Below are 18,545 nucleotides of genomic sequence, written 5' to 3' on the forward strand. Positions count from 1 at the left end.
CCCACCCCCGGCCGCCTGCTCCCCTCCGTCCGTGCAGCACACGGAAGGCCGCCGGATGTGCGGCGGCCTTCCGTGTGTGTTCCTCCGGTAGCGGTCGTTCAGCGGAAGACGACCGTGCGGTTGCCGTTGATCATGATCCGGCTCCGGCTGTGCCACTCCACCGCCCGGGCGAGGACCTGCGCCTCGACGTCACGGCCCAGGGTGACCAGGTCGTCCGGGCTCTGCGAGTGGTCCACACGGACGACGTCCTGCTCGATGATGGGACCCTCGTCGAGGTCCGGGGTGACGTAGTGAGCCGTGGCTCCGATGAGCTTGACCCCCCGCTGGTGGGCCTGGGCGTACGGGCGTGCGCCCTTGAAGCTCGGCAGGAACGAGTGGTGGATGTTGATCGCCCGGCCTTCGAGCTGCTTGCACAGATCGTCGGACAGGATCTGCATGTAGCGGGCGAGGACCACGAGGTCGATGTCGAGTTCGTCCACGAGCTCCAGCAGCCGCGCCTCCGCCTCGGGCTTGGTCTCCGGAGTCACCGGGACGTGGTGGAACGGGATTCCGTGGCTCTCGGCGAGCGGTGCGAAGTCGCGGTGGTTGGAGACGATCGCCGGTACTTCGATGTTCAGCGCGCCGATGCTCCAGCGGAAGAGCAGGTCGTTCAGGCAGTGGCCGAACTTCGACACCATGATCAATGTGCGGGTGGGGGTCGCCGCGTGGTGCAGCTGCCAGGCGATCCGGTACGCCTCCGCCACCGGTGCGAAGCCGGCCCGCAGAACTTCCAGCGGCGTGCTCGCGTCCGAGACCTCGAAGTGCACGCGCATGAAGAAGCGGTCCTGGAGCCGGTCGTCGAACTGCTGGCTTTCCTGGATGTTGCCGGAGTGCCGGACGAGGAAGCTCGTGACGGCGTGGACCAGGCCGAAGCGATCAGGACACGAGAGGGTGAGGACGAACTCGCGGTCGGGGTGGGGTCGAAGAGACACTGAGCCCTCCTGAAGTGCGTATTACGCAACCGTGAGATTGATACGCAACATAGTCCGGCCGCAGCGGCTCATGGTCAAGGGGTGGATCCGGCGTTGGTCCGCGACGAGTTGGCGCGCCGGATCCTCTCTGTCGCCACGGCTCGCGTCTTCCCCGGGGCCGTGTGGCGTCGGCCTGCCGTGACCCCTTGACAGCGGTCCGGGCGGGCTGCACTGTTTGTTGCGCAAGTTGATGTGCGTTGCGCATAAGGCAACCAAGCCATGAAGTCCGAGGGGGCCGGCCGCGATGGCTGACACCACGACCCGTCGCAGTCCACTGGAACACGCCGATCGCTTCGCCGCCGTGACCCGGAACTCGCGCGGATCCCTGCGCCTGGCGGGACTCCCGTTCCTCGCCCAGGTCACCCTCCGGCTCGACCCGAAGAGTCCGGCCGCGGAGGCCGTCGGCCTGGCCCTGGGGGTGCCGCTGCCCCTGGCGCCGAACACCGTCAACCGCGGGGGTGAACTGGCCGTGCTGTGGCTCGGCCCCGACGAGTGGCTCGTCGTCGGGGCCGGCGCGGCGGCCGGCCTGGTCGAGCGACTGCGGTCCGCGATCGGCGACGAACACGGCGCGGTCGCAGACGTCTCCGCACAGCGCACAGCGCTGCTGGTCGCCGGGGCCCGATCCCGCGACCTCCTCGCCCGCGGCTGTTCTCTCGACCTGCACCCTCGGGTCTTCGGGGCCGGCCGCTGCGCGCGAACCACCCTGGCCCGCGCGCAGGTCGTCCTCGTCGCCCGTGACGGCCTCAGGCCCGGGTTCTGGGTGCTGGTCCGCTCCTCCTTCGCCGGATACCTCGCCGACTGGCTCCTGGACGCCGCCACGGAACACGTCGGGCGGCCGACCCTCCAGGCGGGCCGAAGCGGCCCCTGACCTCCCTGCCGTCGGACGACCTACCGCCCACGACATATCCCTCGAGGTGAACAATGACTACGACCGACCTGCCGGAGAGCCTGATCGCGACCCTCCCCGGTGATCACTACACGGACCCGGAGATCTTCCGGCTGGAGCAGGAGCGCATCTTCGAGGCCATGTGGTTCTGCGTGGCACGCTCGTCGGACCTGGCCAAGCCCGGTGTCTTCAGGACCGTGGACGTCGGGCGCGAGAGCATCCTGGTGACCCGGTCGCGGGACAAGTCCGTCCGTGCCTACTTCAACGTGTGCCGGCACCGGGGCGCCAAGCTCTGCACGGAGGAGTCCGGCGAGGTCAAGCGGGCGTTCCAGTGCCCGTACCACGCCTGGACCTACGACCTCGACGGCAAGCTCGTCGCGGCTCCGAACCTGACGAAGATGCCCGACGTGGGCCGGACCGAGTACGGCCTGGCGAGCGTGGCGGTGCGCGAGTGGCTGGGCTACGTGTGGGTGTGCCTGGCCGAGAACCCGCCCTCCTTCGAGGAGACGGTGACCGCGGACGTCATGGCGCGCCTGGGCGACGTGGAGTCCATCGACCGCTACGGCGTCGAGGGCCTGGAGGTCGGCAGGCGGATCGTCTACGACGTTCGCGCGAACTGGAAACTGATCATCGAGAACTTCATGGAGTGCTACCACTGCGCGACGATCCACCCCGAACTCACCGAGGTCCTGCCCGAGTTCGCCGACGGCTACGCCGCCCAGTTCTACGTGGGACACGGCGCCGAGTTCGGAGACGACGTCCAGGGTTTCACGGTCGACGGATCGGAGGGACTGGACCGCATCCCCACGGTCTCCGAGGACCAGGACCGCCGGTACTACGCCATCACGGTCCGACCGCAGGTGTTCGTCAATTTGGTCCCCGATCACGTGATCTTCCACCGGATGTACCCGGTGGCGGTCGACCGGACCATCGTGGAGTGCGACTGGCTGTATCTGCCGCACGTCGTGGAGAGCGGCAAGGACGTCAGCAGGTCGGTGGAGCTGTTCGACCGGGTCAACCGGCAGGACTTCGACGCGTGTGAGCGCTGCCAGCCGGCCATGAGCTCCCGTCTGTACGCCAAGGGCGGCGTCCTGGTGCCGAGCGAGCACCACATCGGCGAGTTCCACGAGTGGGTCCAGACCCGACTGGGCACCCGGCTGTCCCAGTAGTCGCCAGGGGTGAGCCGGCAGCCCGGGAACGGTGCCGGGCGCAGAGCCGGATTCCTGCTCCGCCCGGCACAGGCTGCCCCGGCCTTCCCCGCGACACCCACTGCCCTCCCGTACCCCCGTACCCCCCTTTCCGACACAGCGGAGCGCTGCCGATGACCCGCAAGGCACCTGCCGAGGACCCTGGTGACTCCCGTCTGCGGGTGGGGCCGCCGAAGGACTACGCCGCAGGCATTCCGGCGGTCACCTCCTCGTTGCGCCACGCCCACACGCAGATGGGTGCCCGCCGCAGTCTGCTCACCCTGCTGAGCGTCAACCAGAAGGAGGGATTCGACTGCCCGGGATGCGCCTGGCCGGAGCCCGAGCACCGACATCGTGCGGAGTTCTGTGAGAACGGCGCCAAAGCGGTGGCGGAGGAGGCGACCGTGCGCCGGGTCACCCCCGAGTTCTTCGCCGAGCACACCCTGGACGCCCTCGCCGAACGCAGCGACTATTGGCTTGGCCAGCAGGGACGCCTCACCCGTCCCATGTACCGCCCCGTGGGCAGCGACCGGTACCGGGAGATCTCCTGGGACGACGCGTTCCAGGTCCTCGCCCGGGAACTGCGAACGCTCGACTCACCGGACCAGGCCGCCTTCTACACATCCGGACGAGCGAGCAACGAGGCCGCGTTCGTCTACCAGCTCTTCGTTCGGCTGTTCGGCACCAACAACCTGCCGGACTGCTCGAACATGTGCCACGAGTCCAGCGGTTCCGCCCTGGTGGAGACCATAGGCATCGGCAAGGGCAGCGTCCGGCTGGAGGACCTGTACGAGGCCGACCTGATCCTGGTCGTGGGGCAGAACCCGGGGACCAACCACCCCCGGATGCTCTCGGCCCTGGAGAAGGCGAAGAAGCGCGGGGCCCGCGTCATCTCGGTCAACCCGCTGCCGGAGGCGGGGCTCCTGAGGTTCAAGAACCCCCAGCGCCCCTCAGGCGTGGTCGGCGGCGGAACCCGGCTGTCCGACCGGTTCCTGCAGATCAGGCTCGGCGGCGACCAGGCCCTGTTCCAGGCCTTCAACCGCATGCTCCTCGAGGCCGAGGACGACGCTCCGGGAGCAGTGCTCGACAGCGACTTCATCGCCGCGCACACCCACGGCTTCGAAGCCTTCGCCGAGCAGGCCCGCAAGGCCTGTTGGGACGACATCCTGGAAGCCACCGGTCTCCCGGCGCAGGAGATCGAGGAGGCGTTCCAGGACGTGCTGGCGGCCGAGAAGATCGTCGTCTGCTGGGCGATGGGCCTCACCCAGCACCGCCACTCCGTACCGACCATCCGCGAGGTCGTCAACTTCCTCCTGCTGCGCGGCAACGTGGGGCGCCCCGGCGCCGGACTCTGCCCGGTGCGAGGCCACTCCAACGTCCAGGGCGACCGGACCATGGGCATCCACGAGAAGCCGGAACCCTCCTTCCTCGACGCGCTCGGTGCCGAATTCGGTTTCGTGCCCCCCGCCCACCACGGCCACGACGCGGTGGAGACCATACGGGCGATGCGCGACGGGCGGGTTCGGGTCTTCGTGGCGCTCGGCGGCAACTTCGTCGCAGCAGCCCCCGACACCTACCTCACCGAGCGGGCCCTGCGCACCTGCGACCTCACGGTGCAGATCTCCACCAAGCTCAACCGCTCCCACGCGGTGGCCGGCCGCCAGGCGCTCATCCTGCCCTGCCTGGGGCGCACCGAGGCGGACCTTCGGCCCACCGGGCCCCAGCTGGTGACGGTCGAGGACTCCATGGGCATGGTCCACCTCTCGCGAGGACGGCTCGCGCCGGCGTCGGAAGCCCTGCTGAGCGAGGTCGCCATCATCTGCCGGATGGCGCGGGCGGCCCTCGGGGACGACGCTGTGCGGGTGCCCTGGACGGAGTTCGAGGCGGACTACGACCGCATCCGGGACCGGATCGAAAGGGTCGTCCCCGGCTTCGCGGACTTCAACGCCCGCGTGCGCGAGCCGGGCGGCTTCGCGCTGCCCCACCCACCCAGGGACGAGAGGCGCTTCCCCACCACGACCGGGCTGGCCAACTTCACCGTCAACTCACTGGACGTGCTGCGCGTGCCGCAGGGACGGCTCATCCTCCAGACCCTTCGCTCGCACGACCAGTACAACACCACCATCTACGGCCTCGACGACCGCTACCGCGGCATCCACCAGGGCCGCAGGGTGCTCTTCGTCCACCCGGACGACCTCGCCGCACACGGCCTGTCGGACGGCGACCTGGTCGATGTCGTCAGCGAGTTCTCCGACGGTGTCGAACGCCGGGCACCGTCCTTCCGCACGGTCGGGTACCCCACGCCTCGTGGCTGCTGTGCGGCCTACTTCCCGGAGACCAACGTCCTCGTCCCCCTGGACTCCACGGCCGAGGTGAGCAACACCCCCACGTCCAAGTCCATCGTGGTCCGGCTCGAATCGAAACCAGCTACGTGATCCACCCGCTCCCGAGTCCCGCCGAGCGCCCAGTTCCGCAGCCGGCTGGGGTGCCCGCCGGGGGGTCTGTCAAACGATCGGTGTAACTGGGGTAGTTGGGGCTACTGGCGGGCGGCTGACAGGCGGCCGTCGAAGGTGATGTCGAAGGCGTTCAGTGCGGTCTTCCAGCGCATGGTCCAGCGGGCCTGGCCCTTGCCCGTGGGGTCGAGGGACATGATCGCCATGTAGACGCACTTGAGGGCGGCCTGCTCGTTGGGGAAGTGGCCGAGGGCCTTGACCGCACGGCGGATCCGCGCGTTCACCGACTCGATCGCGTTCGTTGTGCAGACGATCCGGCGGATCTCGGTGTCGAACCGCAGGAAGGGGGTGAACTCTTCCCAGGCGTTCTGCCACAGCTTCACGATCGCCGGATACTTCCGGCCCCAGGCGCCGGCGAACTCCGCGAACCGCTCCAGGGCGGCCTCCTCCGTCGGAGCCGTGTAGGCGGGCTTGAGGAGGCGGGCGATCTTGTCCCAATCCTGGCGGGCGACATAGCGGAAGGAGCTCCGCAGCAGGTGCACCACGCAGGTCTGCACGATCGTCCTCGGCCAGACGGTCTCCACCGCCTCGGGCAGGCCCTTGAGCCCGTCGCAGACCAGCATGAGGACGTCGCTGACGCCGCGATTCTGGATCTCGGTGAGGATGTGCAGCCAGTGCTTGGCACCCTCGCCACCGTCGCCGGCCCACAAGCCCAGGATCTCCCGCCGGCCCTCGACCGTGACCGCGAGGGCCACTAGATCGGCCGGTTGGCGACCCGCCGTCGCGGATCTTCACGTGGATGGCGTCGATGAAGACGACCGGACAAACGGCGTCGAGGGGCCTGCTCTGCCACTCGGCCATGCCCTCGAGGACCTTGTCGGTGATGGCGGAGATGGTCTGCCGGGAGACCCCGGCGTCATAGACCTCGGCCAGGTGGGCCTGCACCTCGCCGGTGGTCAGGCCCTTCGCGGCCAGCGGGATGACCATCTCGTCGACGCCGGTCAGGCGCTTCTGTCGCTTCTTGACGATCTTCGGCTCGAAGGAGCCGTCGCGGTCGCGGGGCACGACGATCTCCACCGGGCCGACGTCGGTCAGCACGGTCTTGGAGCGTGTGCCGTTGCGGGAGTTGCCGCCGTTCCTGCCCGCCGGATCGTGCTTGTCATAGCCGAGGTGGTCGGTGATCTCGCCCTCCAGGGCGGACTCCAGCAGTCGCTTGGTCAGCTGCTGCAACAGCCCGCCCTCGCCGGTCAGCTGCAGAGCCTCGGCCTGGGCCCGGCTCACCAGCTCGTCGATCAGCTGGTCATCCACGGTCTTCGCCGACACAGCCGCTGCGGACTCGGCAGCGTCCTGCTCGGCCACGTTCTCACTGGTCATCGATGCATCCTCCATGATCGGGAGTTACACCGAACGATTTGCAGTCCCACGGCGGGACGGCGGGGTGCCGTGGAGGGGGGGCGAGGAGCTAGATCGGGTGGACGACAGGAACGTCCGGCGTGGCGACGGATCTGCAGCAGGCAGTCCGCGTTGACCGTGACGATCACTTCTAGCTAGGCGGTCGAACTCGTCGACGGCGAGGTGTTGGTACCAGTCAGATCGTTCGCCTCGGCGCTTACCGCTCGTTGTACCGCACCGACAGGCCCAGAGTGCGCCGGGCCTGTCGGTGCGGGTGGTGGCTGACCGGGTGCGGCGGAACGACGAGTGGGTGTAGCTGTCACGGACGGCGAAGCGTCCGGCGTTTGCGCAGACCGGACGCCGCTGGGGGACCGCGGTATGGAGCGGACTGCGCCCGTCAGGGGAGTTGATAGTCGCGATGAAGGGGACGACGGTGTCGTTGGTCCCTTCCGGGGTTACCTTGAACGCACGAGGCCGGAGCCCGAGACCGGCTACGACTACTGTAGTTCGCGGCGGCAGACGAGGATGCTGCCCAGACAGTGGATCTCGATTGCCCCATGCCGGGCGATGCGTTCCTCCAGGGTGGTGCGGGCCCGCTCGAACGTGGTCTCGAAAGGCACGTCGTGCTGGTCCGCCCACGCTTGGTACGAGGCCATGTGCGCCACCACGGGTCCGGCATCGCAGACCGTGATAGTGCCAGGAAGTTCGATACTAGCGGGATGCCCACCAACGGGTGACGGACACACGGTGCCTTCTTGGTTTCCTGGAGACAGGGATGCCCGAGGACGAAGGCACTCAGCGTCCCAGGGCCGGAACCACGGATGTGAGGAAGTCACGCACCGTCCCTTCGATGTCCACAGACTCCCTGTCGTAAAGCCACTGCAGCTGTAGGCCGTTGATGAGCGAGATCGTCATGGTCGCGAGTTGGGGCGGCGGGAACGGAGCACGGAGGCCGCCGCGCTCGGCGAGGGCGGCGAACGCCTGGGTGTAGAGCTCGCGAAGGTGCTGGTACCGCTTGACGTAGTAGCCGTGCGCCGGATGGTCGGGGGACGTCGCTTCGCCTGAGAGCACGGTGTGCAGTTCGATCATTCCGGGGCTCTGCCTGTTCTCACGGAGGATCGCCAGCTGGCCCCGGAGCGCGTCCAGCGGATCCGTCTGCGGTGTACGGGCGTTCAGTTCGGTCAGCAGCTGCGAACTGCGCTCGGCGCGCAGTTCGAGGAGGGCGATGAGTAGATGCTCCTTGGTGGGGAAGTGGTGGCGAAGCCCGGTGTGACTGATCCCGGCGCGCCGAGCGATGTCCTTGGTACTCGCGCCATGGAAGCCGGCATCCCCGAAGGCATCGACACAGGCCTGCAGGATTTTGCGCCGCACCTCGGCGCTCTTGGCGTAGGGGCCACGTTCCGTCGTCGCCACAAAAAACTCCCGTCGAAATTAGTATCACATTGCTGTTTTGGTGGTACGGTCACGCTACCACCCACAGTTGTGACATAGGCCGCAGTTTCAGCCAGCAGGCCCACGAGCCCATCGCGACTGCAAATCTGACGGACACGTGAGGCCCCGCCCCCGGGCCCGAACGGACACGTCCAGTCCCACGCCATCAGCGTTCCAGCACCCCATATCCCTCCCGAGCCGCCTCTGACTGGAGAGAACATGCTGAAGCCCAAGGCCACCAGCACGCGTGAAGTCGTGTCCCTCGACGGACTGTGGCTGTTCGCCCTCGACACGGCGCTCGGCGCCGAGCCGTGGCGAGGCCCACTGGACACCCCCCTGGAAGCCCCCGTACCCGCGAGCTACAACGACCTGTTCACCGATCGGGCGATCCGCGACCATGTCGGCTGGGTCTGGTACCAGCGCACGGTCCGGGTGCCGCGTGGCTGGGCCGGGGAGCAGATATTCGTCCGGGTGGACGCGGCCACGCACACCGGCCGGGTATACGTCGGTGATGTGCTGGTCACCGAGCACGCCGGCGGCTACACCCCCTTCGACGCCGAGATCACCGAAGTAGTGTGCGCCGGGGAGGAGTTCCGACTCACCATCGCGGTGAGCAACGAACTCACCAACACCACCATTCCGCCCGGCAGTGTCACCGTCGGCGAGGACGGCCGCCGCCAGCAGAAGTACCTGCACGACTTCTACAACTACGCCGGACTCGCCCGCTCGGTCTCGCTGCACTGCGCCCCCACCGTGCGGGTCGGGGACATCACGGTCGTCACGGACATCGCAGGGACGACCGGGCTCGTCGACTACTCCGTCGTCACCACCGGCCCGGCCGATGTGCGCGTGCGCCTGCTCGACGCCGACGGCACCGAGGTGGCCGCCGGCTCCGGCGAGCAGGGCGTGCTGCGGGTCCCGGAGGCCACGCTCTGGCAGCCCGGCAAGGCGTACCTGTACGAACTGGTCACGGAAGTCGCCGAGGGGGAGACGGTGATCGATAGCTATCCGCTGGCCGTGGGCATCCGCAGCGTCGAGGTGCGTGACACCCAACTCCTCATAAACGGTGAGCCGTTCTATTTCACTGGCTTCGGGAAGCACGAGGACGCACCCGTGCGTGGCAAGGGCCACGACAACGCCTACCTCGTCCACGACTTCGAGCTGATGCGCTGGTGCGGCGCCAACTCCTTTCGCACCACTCACTATCCGTACGCTGAAGAGGTCCTCGACCTCGCCGACCGGCAGGGATTCGTCGTCATCGATGAGTCGGCGGCCGTTGGGATCAACCTCTTCATCGAGGGCGGCATAGCCAACCCCAACAAGCGGCCCACCTTCTCGCCCGACACCATGAACGACCAGACCCGTGCCGCCCACGCGCAGGAGTTGCGGGAGCTGATCGCCCGCGACAAGAACCACCCGAGCGTCGTCATGTGGTGCATATCCAACGAGCCCGCCTCCCATGAGAGCGGCTCGCGTGAGTACTTCGAGCCTCTAGTCGACCTGGTCCGCGAGCTCGATCCGGGTCGCCCCGTCACGTACGCCAGCTTCATGTTCGCAAGCCCCGCCAACGACAAGATCGCAGATCTCTTCGATGTCCTCTGCCTCAACCGCTACCACGGCTGGTATCGGGACAACGGCGACCTCGCCACGGCCGAAGCCGCCCTGGAGGCCGAGCTCACGGACTGGGTGAAGGTACACGGCAAGCCGATCGTCATGAGCGAGTACGGCGCCGACACCGTCAGCGGTCTGCACTCGGTCTGGGACATCCCATGGACCGAGGAGTACCAGAAGGACCTCCTGGAGATGCACCACCGTGTCTTCGACCGCTTCGACGCGGTGATCGGCGAACAGGTCTGGAACTTCGCCGACTTCCGTACATCGAACGGCATCCACCGGGTCGACGGCAACAGAAAGGGTGTCTTCACCCGCGAGCGTCTACCGAAGGCTGCGGCCCACGCCCTGCGAGCCCGTTGGCAGAAGAACGGATCGCGCAAGCCCACCGCGTGACCGCGCCAGCGTCCCGATCAGCACTCCTGAACAGCCCATTGGATCGTTCCCGGACAAGGAAGTTCGTGACATGCCCAGAACACTGAACAGGAATCACCGTCACACCTCCGCCGTCGCCGCCGCGACGGTCGCGCTGATCACTGTGCTGTCCGCCTGTAGCGGGGGTGACTCGTCCGACGGCGCCGCGCAGGGCACCGACGCGCTGAAGTTCGCCATCCAGACCCCGCCGAACTCCCTTGATCCGTCCCAACTCACCGTTGGGGAGAACGCGTTCATTTGGTCCGCGCTCTACGACACGCTCCTGTACATGGACAACAACGGTGAGCTCAAGCCCAATGCGGCGGAGAGCTGGAAGTACAGCGACGACCGCCGCACCCTCACCTTGAAGCTCCGCGAAGACCTCACCTTCAGCAACGGCGGCAAGGTGGACGCCAATGCAGTGAAGGCAACCGTCGAGCACACGATGAGGACGCCGGGCCCGTCCCGCGCCCTGTTCAAGAGCGTCGACAAGGTCGAGGCCTTCGACAAGCGCACCGTGGTGTTCTCCCTCACCAAGCCGGACGCGGTGCTGCTCTACGCGCTCGCCGCCGAAGGCGGAGTGATCGCGGACCCGAAGACGGTCGACGACAAGCGGACGGTACGCAATCCCGTCAGCTCCGGCCCGTACGTCCTGGACGAGGCGAAGACCGAGGCCGGCACGGTCTTCTCGCTCAAGCGGCGCGACAACCACTGGAACGCGGACGCCTTCCCGTTCCGCACTGTAGACATCCGTCTGATCCGGGACCCCGGAGCGTACACCAACGCCCTGCAGTCGGGGCAGCTCAACGCCGGCAGTGTGCGGGTCGAGGACCAGGCGCGCGTCAAGGCGGCAGGATTCACCGGGACGGAGGTCAAGGCCAACTCCCTCGCCATGCTTGTCATCGGGGACCGTGCGGGCGAAGTGGAACCGGCTCTTGGTGATGTCCGGGTGCGGAAGGCCATCGCCATGGCCTTCGACCGCGAGAAGATCATCAAGCAGCTGTTGAAGGGCGTTGGCGAACCGGCCACACAGCAGTTCAGCCCTGGCGGACCGGCACACGATCCCGAGCTGGGCGGGCTGCTCGACTACGACCCGCAGCAGGCCAAGAAGTTCCTCGCCGAGGCCGGATATCCCGACGGCTTCTCCCTCCGGATGCCGGAGATCATATACGCCAAGCCGTTCGTTCCGACGATCACTCAGTCGCTCGCGGATATCGGCATCGAAGTCAAGTGGGACGCCATCCCTCCACAGCGCACGTACAACGCGTACTCCTCGAAGAAGTACCCCGTGTACTTCACTGTTGAGTCCGCCAATGCCTTCCCACGCGAACTCAACTGGCACATCCCGACCAACACTTCCCACAACCCGTGGGGGACCCGCGACCCGAAGCTCGACGACCTGATGGCGAAGTACCATGCCGAACCGGACACCGACCGGGGCACCGAGCTCGCCAAGGAGATGAACGGCATCCTGACCCGCGAGGTGTGGGACGCGCCGCTGTTCACGCTGGACCGCCAGTGGTTTACCAAGGACGGCATCACTGTGCTCAATACGGGCAAGAGTAGTGTGCCCACCCTCCGCTGGTTCGGTGTCTCGGGCGAGGGAGCGGACCGGTGATCAGCTACGCGCTGCGCAGGCTCGCGGCCGGCCTGGTGCTCGCACTTCTCGTCTCCGTCATCACCTTCTGGCTGCTGAGTTACAGCTTCGAATCCGTCGTCGCGAGCCTGCTCGGCTCCGGTGCCACGGACGCCGAGGTCCAGGCCAGGATGACCGACATGGGCATGGACCGGCCCGTCCTCGCCCAATACGCCGACTGGCTTGGCGCCGCTCTCACCGGCGACCTCGGCGACTCCTACTTCACCAACGAACCCGTCATCGGCGCCCTCACGGACCGGCTCGGCGTCACCCTGTCGGTCGTCGTCACTGCGCTGCTGATCACCGCCGTGGTCAGCGTGCTGCTCGGCGTCACCGCCGCCACCCGGGGCGGCGGCGCCGACCGGGCCGCTCAGGGCATCTCTCTGGTCGGCTACCTGGTGCCCTCGCTGCTGCTTGCCATCGGCCTGGTATACGTCTTCGCGATCAAGCTGAAATGGCTGCCGGCCACCGGGTTCACCCCGTTGTCGGAGAATCCCGGGAAGTGGGCACAGAGCATCGTCATCCCGGTGGCGGCGCTCATGATCGCTGGCATTGCCACCCTCACCGCCCAGGTGCGCGGCGCCATGATCGACGAGCTGCGCAAGGACTATGTACGCACGCTGCGCACCCGAGGGCTCTCACCGCGCCGTATCGTCCTGCGCCATGTGCTGCGCAACGCCGCCGGGCCCGCGCTGACCGTGCTCTCGCTGGAGTTCCTCACCATGCTCGGCGGCTCGCTCGTCATCGAGAACGTCTTCGCGCTGCCCGGCTTCGGAAGCTTCGCCTTCAACGCCTCCCTGCAGGGCGACATCCCGGTGATCATGGGCGTCATGATCCTCGCCGTGCTGATGGTGATCGTCGTCAACCTGGCCGTGGACCTGATGAACGGCTGGCTCAACCCGAAAGCGAGGGTGCGATGACCGCCGACACGACCACCGCGAACACGGCCCCCGAGTCAGTCGCTCAGCGGATCTCGACCTTGCGGCGCCTGGCCCGCAACCCCCAGGCCGTCATCACCGCTTCGACCCTGATGGTCATCGTCGTGGCGGGCCTGCTCGCCTCTGTGATCAGCTCCCACGGCCCCAGCCACGCCTCCCTCGACGCGATCAACGCCGGGATCGGCACCGACGGCTACCCGCTCGGCGCCGACAAGGACGGCCGCGACATCCTGGCCCTGCTCCTGCACTCCATCAACACGAGCGTGGTCACGGCACTTATCGGCACGGGCCTCGCGCTGGCCGTCGGTGTACCTGCCGGCCTCATCGGCGGCTACTTCGGCAGCCGCGTCCGGGCCGCCACCGAGTGGCTCTTCAACCTGATCATGACGTTTCCGGGGCTGCTGCTCCTGATCGTCCTGATGCCGGTCACCAAGGGCGACTTCCGGGCCACCATGGCGCTGTTCGGCGTGCTGCTCGCCCCGAACGTCTTCCGCATCGTGCGCAACCAAGTGCTCGGCGTGAAGAACGAGCTCTACGTGGACGCCGCACGCGTCTCGGGGCTCCCCGACCGTCGCATCCTGGCCCGGCACGTCCTGTTCGCCGTGCGCGGCCCCGTCGTCATCGCCTCGGCGTTCCTGGCCGGTACGTCCATCAGCGTCCAGGCCGGGCTCGCGTTCCTCGGCGTCGGCAACAGCGAGGTGCCCAGCTTCGGTGCCATGATCCACTCGGGCTTCGCCAACCTGTACGTCGCCCCGTCCCAGTTCGCCATCCCGAGCCTGCTGCTCGGCATCATCACCGCCTCGCTCGTGCTGTTCGGCAACGCACTCCGCGACACCTTGGAGGGCAGCCCGCGCAAGCCGCAGCCGATCGTCACGCCCACCCCGCGGGCCGCGACGGGCACGTCCGAGCGGGCCGAGGGGCTGCTTGTGGTCGAGGACCTCGCCATCTCTTACGAATCCCCTGACGGCAAGCCCAACGAGGTGGTCCGTGGCTCCGGCTTCACCGTCCAAGCCGGGGAGACACTCGGACTGGTCGGCGAGTCAGGCTCCGGCAAGACACAGACCGCGTTCGCCGTGCTCGGCGTGCTGCCCCCGGCGGCACGAGTGACGCGCGGATCGGTCCGGCTCGACGGCCGCGAGCTCCTCGGCCTGCCCGACCGCGAGATGCGCAAGATCCGGGGGCGGACCATCGCGTACGTGCCCCAGGAACCCATGTCGAACCTGGACCCGTCGCTCACCGTGGGCGCCCAACTCGCGACCTCCATACGGGCAGTGGAACCGATGCCGCGCGCCGAGGCCCGGCAGCGCGTCCTCCCCCTGCTCGGCCAGGTCGGCATACCCGACCCCGAGCGAGTGGCCGGCAGCTACCCGCACCAGATATCCGGCGGCATGGCCCAGCGCGTTCTGATCGCCGGAGCTGTGGCCGGGCGCCCACATGTCCTCATCGCCGACGAACCCACGACCGCCCTTGACGTGACCGTTCAGGCCGAGATCCTGGACCTCCTCCACGACCTGCGCAAACGCCTGAACATGGCGGTCGTGCTCGTCACCCACAACTTCGGCATGGTCGCCGACTTCTGCGACCGGGTCGCCGTCATGCGCCAAGGGGAAGTCGTCGAGACGGGCACGACCACCGAGACCTTCGACGCTCCGCGGCACGAGTACACCCGCATGCTGCTCGACTCGATCCTCGACGACACGACGACCCGTAGCGACGCGCCTCCGCGTGCCGACGCGCCGCCACTCGTCGACGGCCCCCAGCACACCGACGCGCCCATCGGCGGGAAGAGGACCTCATGACCGGCACCCTGCTCGACATCGACGGTCTTGAGGTCACCTTCCCTGGCCGCGGTCTGCGCTGCCGCCCCCACCAGGTGCTCCACGGCGTGTCACTGGACGTGGCCGCCGGCGAGACACTCGGGCTCGTGGGCGAGTCCGGCTCCGGGAAGACCACCATCGGCCGAGCGGTCCTCGGACTCGTGAAGCCCAGCGGCGGACGGATCACCTTCGCCGACGTCGACATCACCCATGCCGCCGGCGCACGGCGGCGCGCCCTCGCCCGCGACATCCAGGTCGTCTTCCAAGACCCCTACAGCTCGCTCAACCCGTCGCTGACCATCGGCGACATCCTCGGCGAACCCCTCGTCGTGCAAGGCGTCGGCCGTAAAGAGGCCAACGCCCGGATCACCGCCCTCCTCGATCAGGTCGGGCTGCCCGTCAACAGCGCGGCCCGGCTGCCCCGCGAGTTCAGTGGCGGCCAGCGGCAGCGGGTCGCCATCGCCCGCGCCCTCGCGCCCCGGCCCAAGCTGGTGGTCTGCGACGAACCGGTCTCCGCACTGGACTTGTCCACCCAGCGCCGGGTGTTGGAACTTCTTGTGGACATCCAGCGCGACACGCAGGTCGCCTACCTGTTCATCTCCCACGATCTCAGCGTCATTCGCCACATCAGCCACCGCGTCGCCGTGCTGTACCGGGGCGACCTCGTGGAGACCGGGGAAGCCGCGAAGGTAACAGCGACCCCCGACCACCCGTACACCAGGCGCCTTCTGCTCGCCGCACCGGTCGCCGACCCGGCGGAGCAGCAGCGCCGCAGAGAGGAACGATGGCGATTCGCCGAGCGGGACGCGGACAGGAGCGCGGCATGACGGACACCCGCGAGATCAGAAAGGTCCTCGCGACCGTCCCGTACGCCGAGGCCGAACTCGACCGGCTGCGGGAAGCGTTCGCACCCGCCGAAGTCGTCGCCGTCTCCTTCCGGGACAACGAGGGCATCGCGGCAGCGCTGGAGGAGGTCGATGTCGCGGTCACCCTGGGTGACCTCGACGACCGCCATCTCGCCGCGCCCCACCTGAAGTGGGTTCACTGCGACCACGCCGGACTGACGCGGTCCGCGCGCCCCGAGGTCTTCGAGCGGGGACTGATCGTCACCGGCTCGGCAGGCCGCTCGGCAGCCGCGCTCGCCCAGCACGTCTTCTTCTTCGCGCTCTCGCTCGCCTTCGACAGTTACGGCCTGCACGACGACCACCGCCGCCGCGTCTGGGGCGGCATCGAGGGCTACCACGACCGGCTGAGCCTGTGGGGCCGTACCATGGGGATCATCGGGCTCGGACACACGGGCCGGGAAGTCGCCAAACTCGCCGAGGCGTTCGGCATGCGCGTGATCGCCTACCGTCGGCAGGACACCCCGGCGACCGCGCCCGTGGAGCGCCTCTACTCGGCCGAACGCGGCGACACCGTCGAGCCTTTGCTGCGCGAGAGCGACGTGGTGGTGGTCGCGGCGCACCTCAGCGACGAGACCTACCACCTCATCGGCGCCCGCGAGCTGAAGTCGATGAAGCCGTCTGCATACCTGATCAACATCGCGCGCGGGGCGATCGTCGACGAAAACGCGCTAGTGGTGGCACTCGAGGCCGAAACGATCGCGGGGGCGGCATCGGACGTCTTCGAGACCGAGCCCCTGCCGCCGGACGCCCCGATCTGGAACGCGCCCAACATGCTGATCACACCCCATGTCACGCCGCGTCTGCCGGACCGCACTCAGCGCTCCATCGACATCATGGCGGAAAACGCCCGCCGCTACCGCGCAGGTGAGCCGATGCTCAACAGGCTCGAACCGCACCACGTCTTCAGCCGCAAGACCGACAAGTACGCAAACCGCACCGGAACGACCCGATGGGGGACGGAGTCATGACTCAGTGGTGGCAGCAGCGTCCGATGCGCCTCGTGCAGACCAATTTGCGGGAGATCGACGTCACCGCGGACCCGGACCGGTTCGTCGAGTCGCTCAAGGAATTCTCTGCGAACGTCGTCCTTTTCAACGCCGGCGGCATCGTCGCCAACTACCCGACCTCTCTGCCCTTCCACTACCGCAACCCACACCTGACCGGTGACTTCCTCGGCGAGGTGATGGAACGAGTCCAGGCGGCCGGCATCCGCCTCATCGCCCGCTTCGACTTCAGCAAGGTCAACGAGTCCATCGCGTCCGCCCACCCGGATTGGCACTACAGGAGCTTCAAGGGTGAGTCGGTCACGTACAACGGACAGGTCCATTGCTGCCTGAACGGCGCCTACCAGCAGGAGCACTCCCTGGAGATCCTCGCCGAGGCCGCCTCCCGCTATCCGATCGACGGCGTGTTCATCAACATGCACGGCTACGAGGTGCGCGACTACAGCCGCGTCGTCCACGGGTTCTGCCAGTGCGACAACTGCGCCCGCCGGTTCGCCGAGGAGGGCGCAGGAGCACTGCCCCGCTCGCTCGACGACCCGAGCTACCCCGCCTACCTGAAGTTCCAGGCCCGCACGGTCGCCGAGCTCTTCCAACGCCGGGCCGCCGTGGTCAAGGACATCCGGCCGTCCATCGCCACCTGCAACTACACCCCGTCGGGCACCGACATCCACCGCCTGGAGTCCGGCACGCAAATGGCCGACGGCATCCCCGACTTCACGTACTCCGCCAGCCACCACGTGAAGATGGTCACCGATACCTTCGCCGGCATGGCCGTCAGCAACGCCGCCGTCCACTTCGTCGACTTCCCGATACGTCACGCAGCCGTCTCGCCGCACCTGACCTCCCTGCGCCTGGCCCAGGACGCGGTGCACGGCGGCTGGCTCGACTTCTACGTCCTCGGCACCCTCGACGGGCAGCCGGACCGCCGCTGCTTCGACCAGGTCCGCGAGCTGTACGCCTTCCACGCCGAACACGAGCGCTACTACACCGGTACGCGGCCGGTCTCGGACGTCTGCCTGGTCCAGCCGCCCAGCCGCGGACGCGACTCGAAAGAGTTCCTCGGCGTCTACCGCATCCTCGCCGAGAACCACGTGCAGTTCGACGTCATCAGCGCGAAGGAGGCCACACGGGAGCGACTGCGCGGCTACGCGGCCGTCATCGTCCCCGCCGCCGGTATCGACATCGACACCGACCGTCCGGTCCTGCGCACCGGCACCACCAGCACGGTGCCCATCCAGGGCGCGTACTTCGCCATCCGCCCGGACGACAAGAAGACGTTGACCGGCCTGGACGACCTCGACCTGGTGTACCTCTACGGCGCATTCGAGCCCATCGAGCGCGAGGGCGACGGTTACCTGGCGTACATCCCGCCGCACATGTTCGGCCCGCCGGAAAAGTGCTACTACACCGAGGTCACCGACATCCCCGGCATGGTCCGCACCCCCGACGGCGACGTGGTCATCCCCTGGAACCTCGGCACGCACTATGAGGAGTACGCCCACGACGGCCACGCCCGCTTGGTGCTCGCTGCGCTGCGTGACCTGCTCGCCGTGAAGCCGAGCCTGACCACCGACGCCCCGGCCACGGTGGAGGTCTCCACGCGCGACAACCCTGGCGCCGGATGTCGCCTGGTCAACCTCGTCAACGTCACCGGCCAGCTGGGCACCGCCTTTCACGCGCCGGTCCCGGTCCGCGACATCACGGTGCATCTGACGCTGCGCCGCACCCCGGTCCGCGCTCACGCCCTGCGCTCGGACGAGGACATCCACCTGGCCATCGACGGCGACACGGTGTCGCTGACCGTCCCCGAGACGGGGCTCTTCGAGACCGTGGTCATCGAGTACGGCGAACTATGATGACG

Annotated in this window: 13 protein-coding genes and 1 pseudogene; 10 read left to right on the forward strand and 4 right to left on the reverse strand. The window is 67.9% G+C overall.

The window, feature by feature from the left end:
* Positions 1-98: 98 nt before the first annotated feature.
* Complete coding sequence (purU, locus tag IE142_RS23115; protein ID WP_191887525.1) at positions 99-971, reverse strand: formyltetrahydrofolate deformylase; 873 nt, start codon at positions 969-971, stop codon at positions 99-101.
* A gap of 283 nt (positions 972-1,254) precedes the next feature.
* On the opposite strand from purU, the gene IE142_RS23120 reads away from it, so the two are divergent.
* The 3 genes from IE142_RS23120 (at position 1,255) to IE142_RS23130 (ending at position 5,518) form a co-directional block, all read left to right on the forward strand.
* Positions 1,255-1,878: a sarcosine oxidase subunit gamma gene (locus IE142_RS23120; protein ID WP_191887526.1), complete on the forward strand. Its 624-nt coding sequence runs from the start codon at positions 1,255-1,257 to the stop codon at positions 1,876-1,878.
* 53 nt (positions 1,879-1,931) lie between these two features.
* Positions 1,932-3,065: an aromatic ring-hydroxylating oxygenase subunit alpha gene (locus tag IE142_RS23125; protein ID WP_191887527.1), complete on the forward strand. Its 1,134-nt coding sequence runs from the start codon at positions 1,932-1,934 to the stop codon at positions 3,063-3,065.
* 152 nt (positions 3,066-3,217) lie between these two features.
* Positions 3,218-5,518: an FdhF/YdeP family oxidoreductase gene (locus IE142_RS23130; RefSeq protein ID WP_191887528.1), complete on the forward strand. Its 2,301-nt coding sequence runs from the start codon at positions 3,218-3,220 to the stop codon at positions 5,516-5,518.
* Positions 5,519-5,619: 101 nt separating this feature from the next.
* Here IE142_RS23130 and IE142_RS23135 read toward each other — a convergent pair.
* The 3 genes and pseudogenes from IE142_RS23135 to IE142_RS23145 form a co-directional block, all read right to left on the reverse strand.
* Positions 5,620-6,910, reverse strand: a pseudogene (locus IE142_RS23135) (IS256 family transposase).
* Positions 6,911-7,425: 515 nt separating this feature from the next.
* Positions 7,426-7,584 (reverse strand): hypothetical protein, encoded by a 159-nt coding sequence (locus IE142_RS23140; protein WP_229830786.1) that lies wholly within the window; start codon positions 7,582-7,584, stop codon positions 7,426-7,428.
* 139 nt (positions 7,585-7,723) lie between these two features.
* Entirely contained in the window at positions 7,724-8,341 is a 618-nt protein-coding gene (locus tag IE142_RS23145; RefSeq protein ID WP_191887529.1) for a TetR/AcrR family transcriptional regulator, read from the reverse strand.
* Positions 8,342-8,578: 237 nt separating this feature from the next.
* On the opposite strand from IE142_RS23145, the gene uidA reads away from it, so the two are divergent.
* The 7 genes from uidA (at position 8,579) to IE142_RS23180 (ending at position 18,540) form a co-directional block, all read left to right on the forward strand.
* Positions 8,579-10,366 (forward strand): beta-glucuronidase, encoded by a 1,788-nt coding sequence (gene uidA / locus IE142_RS23150; RefSeq protein ID WP_191887530.1) that lies wholly within the window; start codon positions 8,579-8,581, stop codon positions 10,364-10,366.
* A gap of 70 nt (positions 10,367-10,436) precedes the next feature.
* A complete protein-coding gene (locus IE142_RS23155; RefSeq protein WP_191887531.1) occupies positions 10,437-12,002 on the forward strand; it encodes an ABC transporter substrate-binding protein in 1,566 nt (521 codons plus the stop codon).
* Positions 11,999-12,940: an ABC transporter permease gene (locus IE142_RS23160; RefSeq protein ID WP_191887532.1), complete on the forward strand. Its 942-nt coding sequence runs from the start codon at positions 11,999-12,001 to the stop codon at positions 12,938-12,940. The genes IE142_RS23155 and IE142_RS23160 overlap by 4 nt, the downstream gene beginning before the upstream one ends.
* Positions 12,937-14,757, forward strand: a complete 1,821-nt coding sequence (locus IE142_RS23165; protein ID WP_191887533.1) for a dipeptide/oligopeptide/nickel ABC transporter permease/ATP-binding protein — start codon at positions 12,937-12,939, stop codon at positions 14,755-14,757. The genes IE142_RS23160 and IE142_RS23165 overlap by 4 nt, the downstream gene beginning before the upstream one ends.
* Positions 14,754-15,602 (forward strand): ATP-binding cassette domain-containing protein, encoded by an 849-nt coding sequence (locus IE142_RS23170; protein ID WP_191887534.1) that lies wholly within the window; start codon positions 14,754-14,756, stop codon positions 15,600-15,602. The genes IE142_RS23165 and IE142_RS23170 overlap by 4 nt, the downstream gene beginning before the upstream one ends.
* Entirely contained in the window at positions 15,599-16,648 is a 1,050-nt protein-coding gene (locus tag IE142_RS23175) for a D-2-hydroxyacid dehydrogenase (protein WP_229830789.1), read from the forward strand. Before IE142_RS23170 ends, IE142_RS23175 begins: the two co-directional genes overlap by 4 nt.
* The gene (locus IE142_RS23180; protein ID WP_191887536.1) at positions 16,645-18,540 is read left to right on the forward strand and encodes an alpha-amylase family protein; all 1,896 of its coding nucleotides are present in this window, start codon (positions 16,645-16,647) and stop codon (positions 18,538-18,540) included. The genes IE142_RS23175 and IE142_RS23180 overlap by 4 nt, the downstream gene beginning before the upstream one ends.
* The last annotated feature ends 5 nt before the right edge of the window (positions 18,541-18,545 follow it).

This window comes from Streptomyces mutabilis (assembly GCF_014649815.1).
Taxonomy (GTDB): domain Bacteria; phylum Actinomycetota; class Actinomycetes; order Streptomycetales; family Streptomycetaceae; genus Streptomyces; species Streptomyces mutabilis.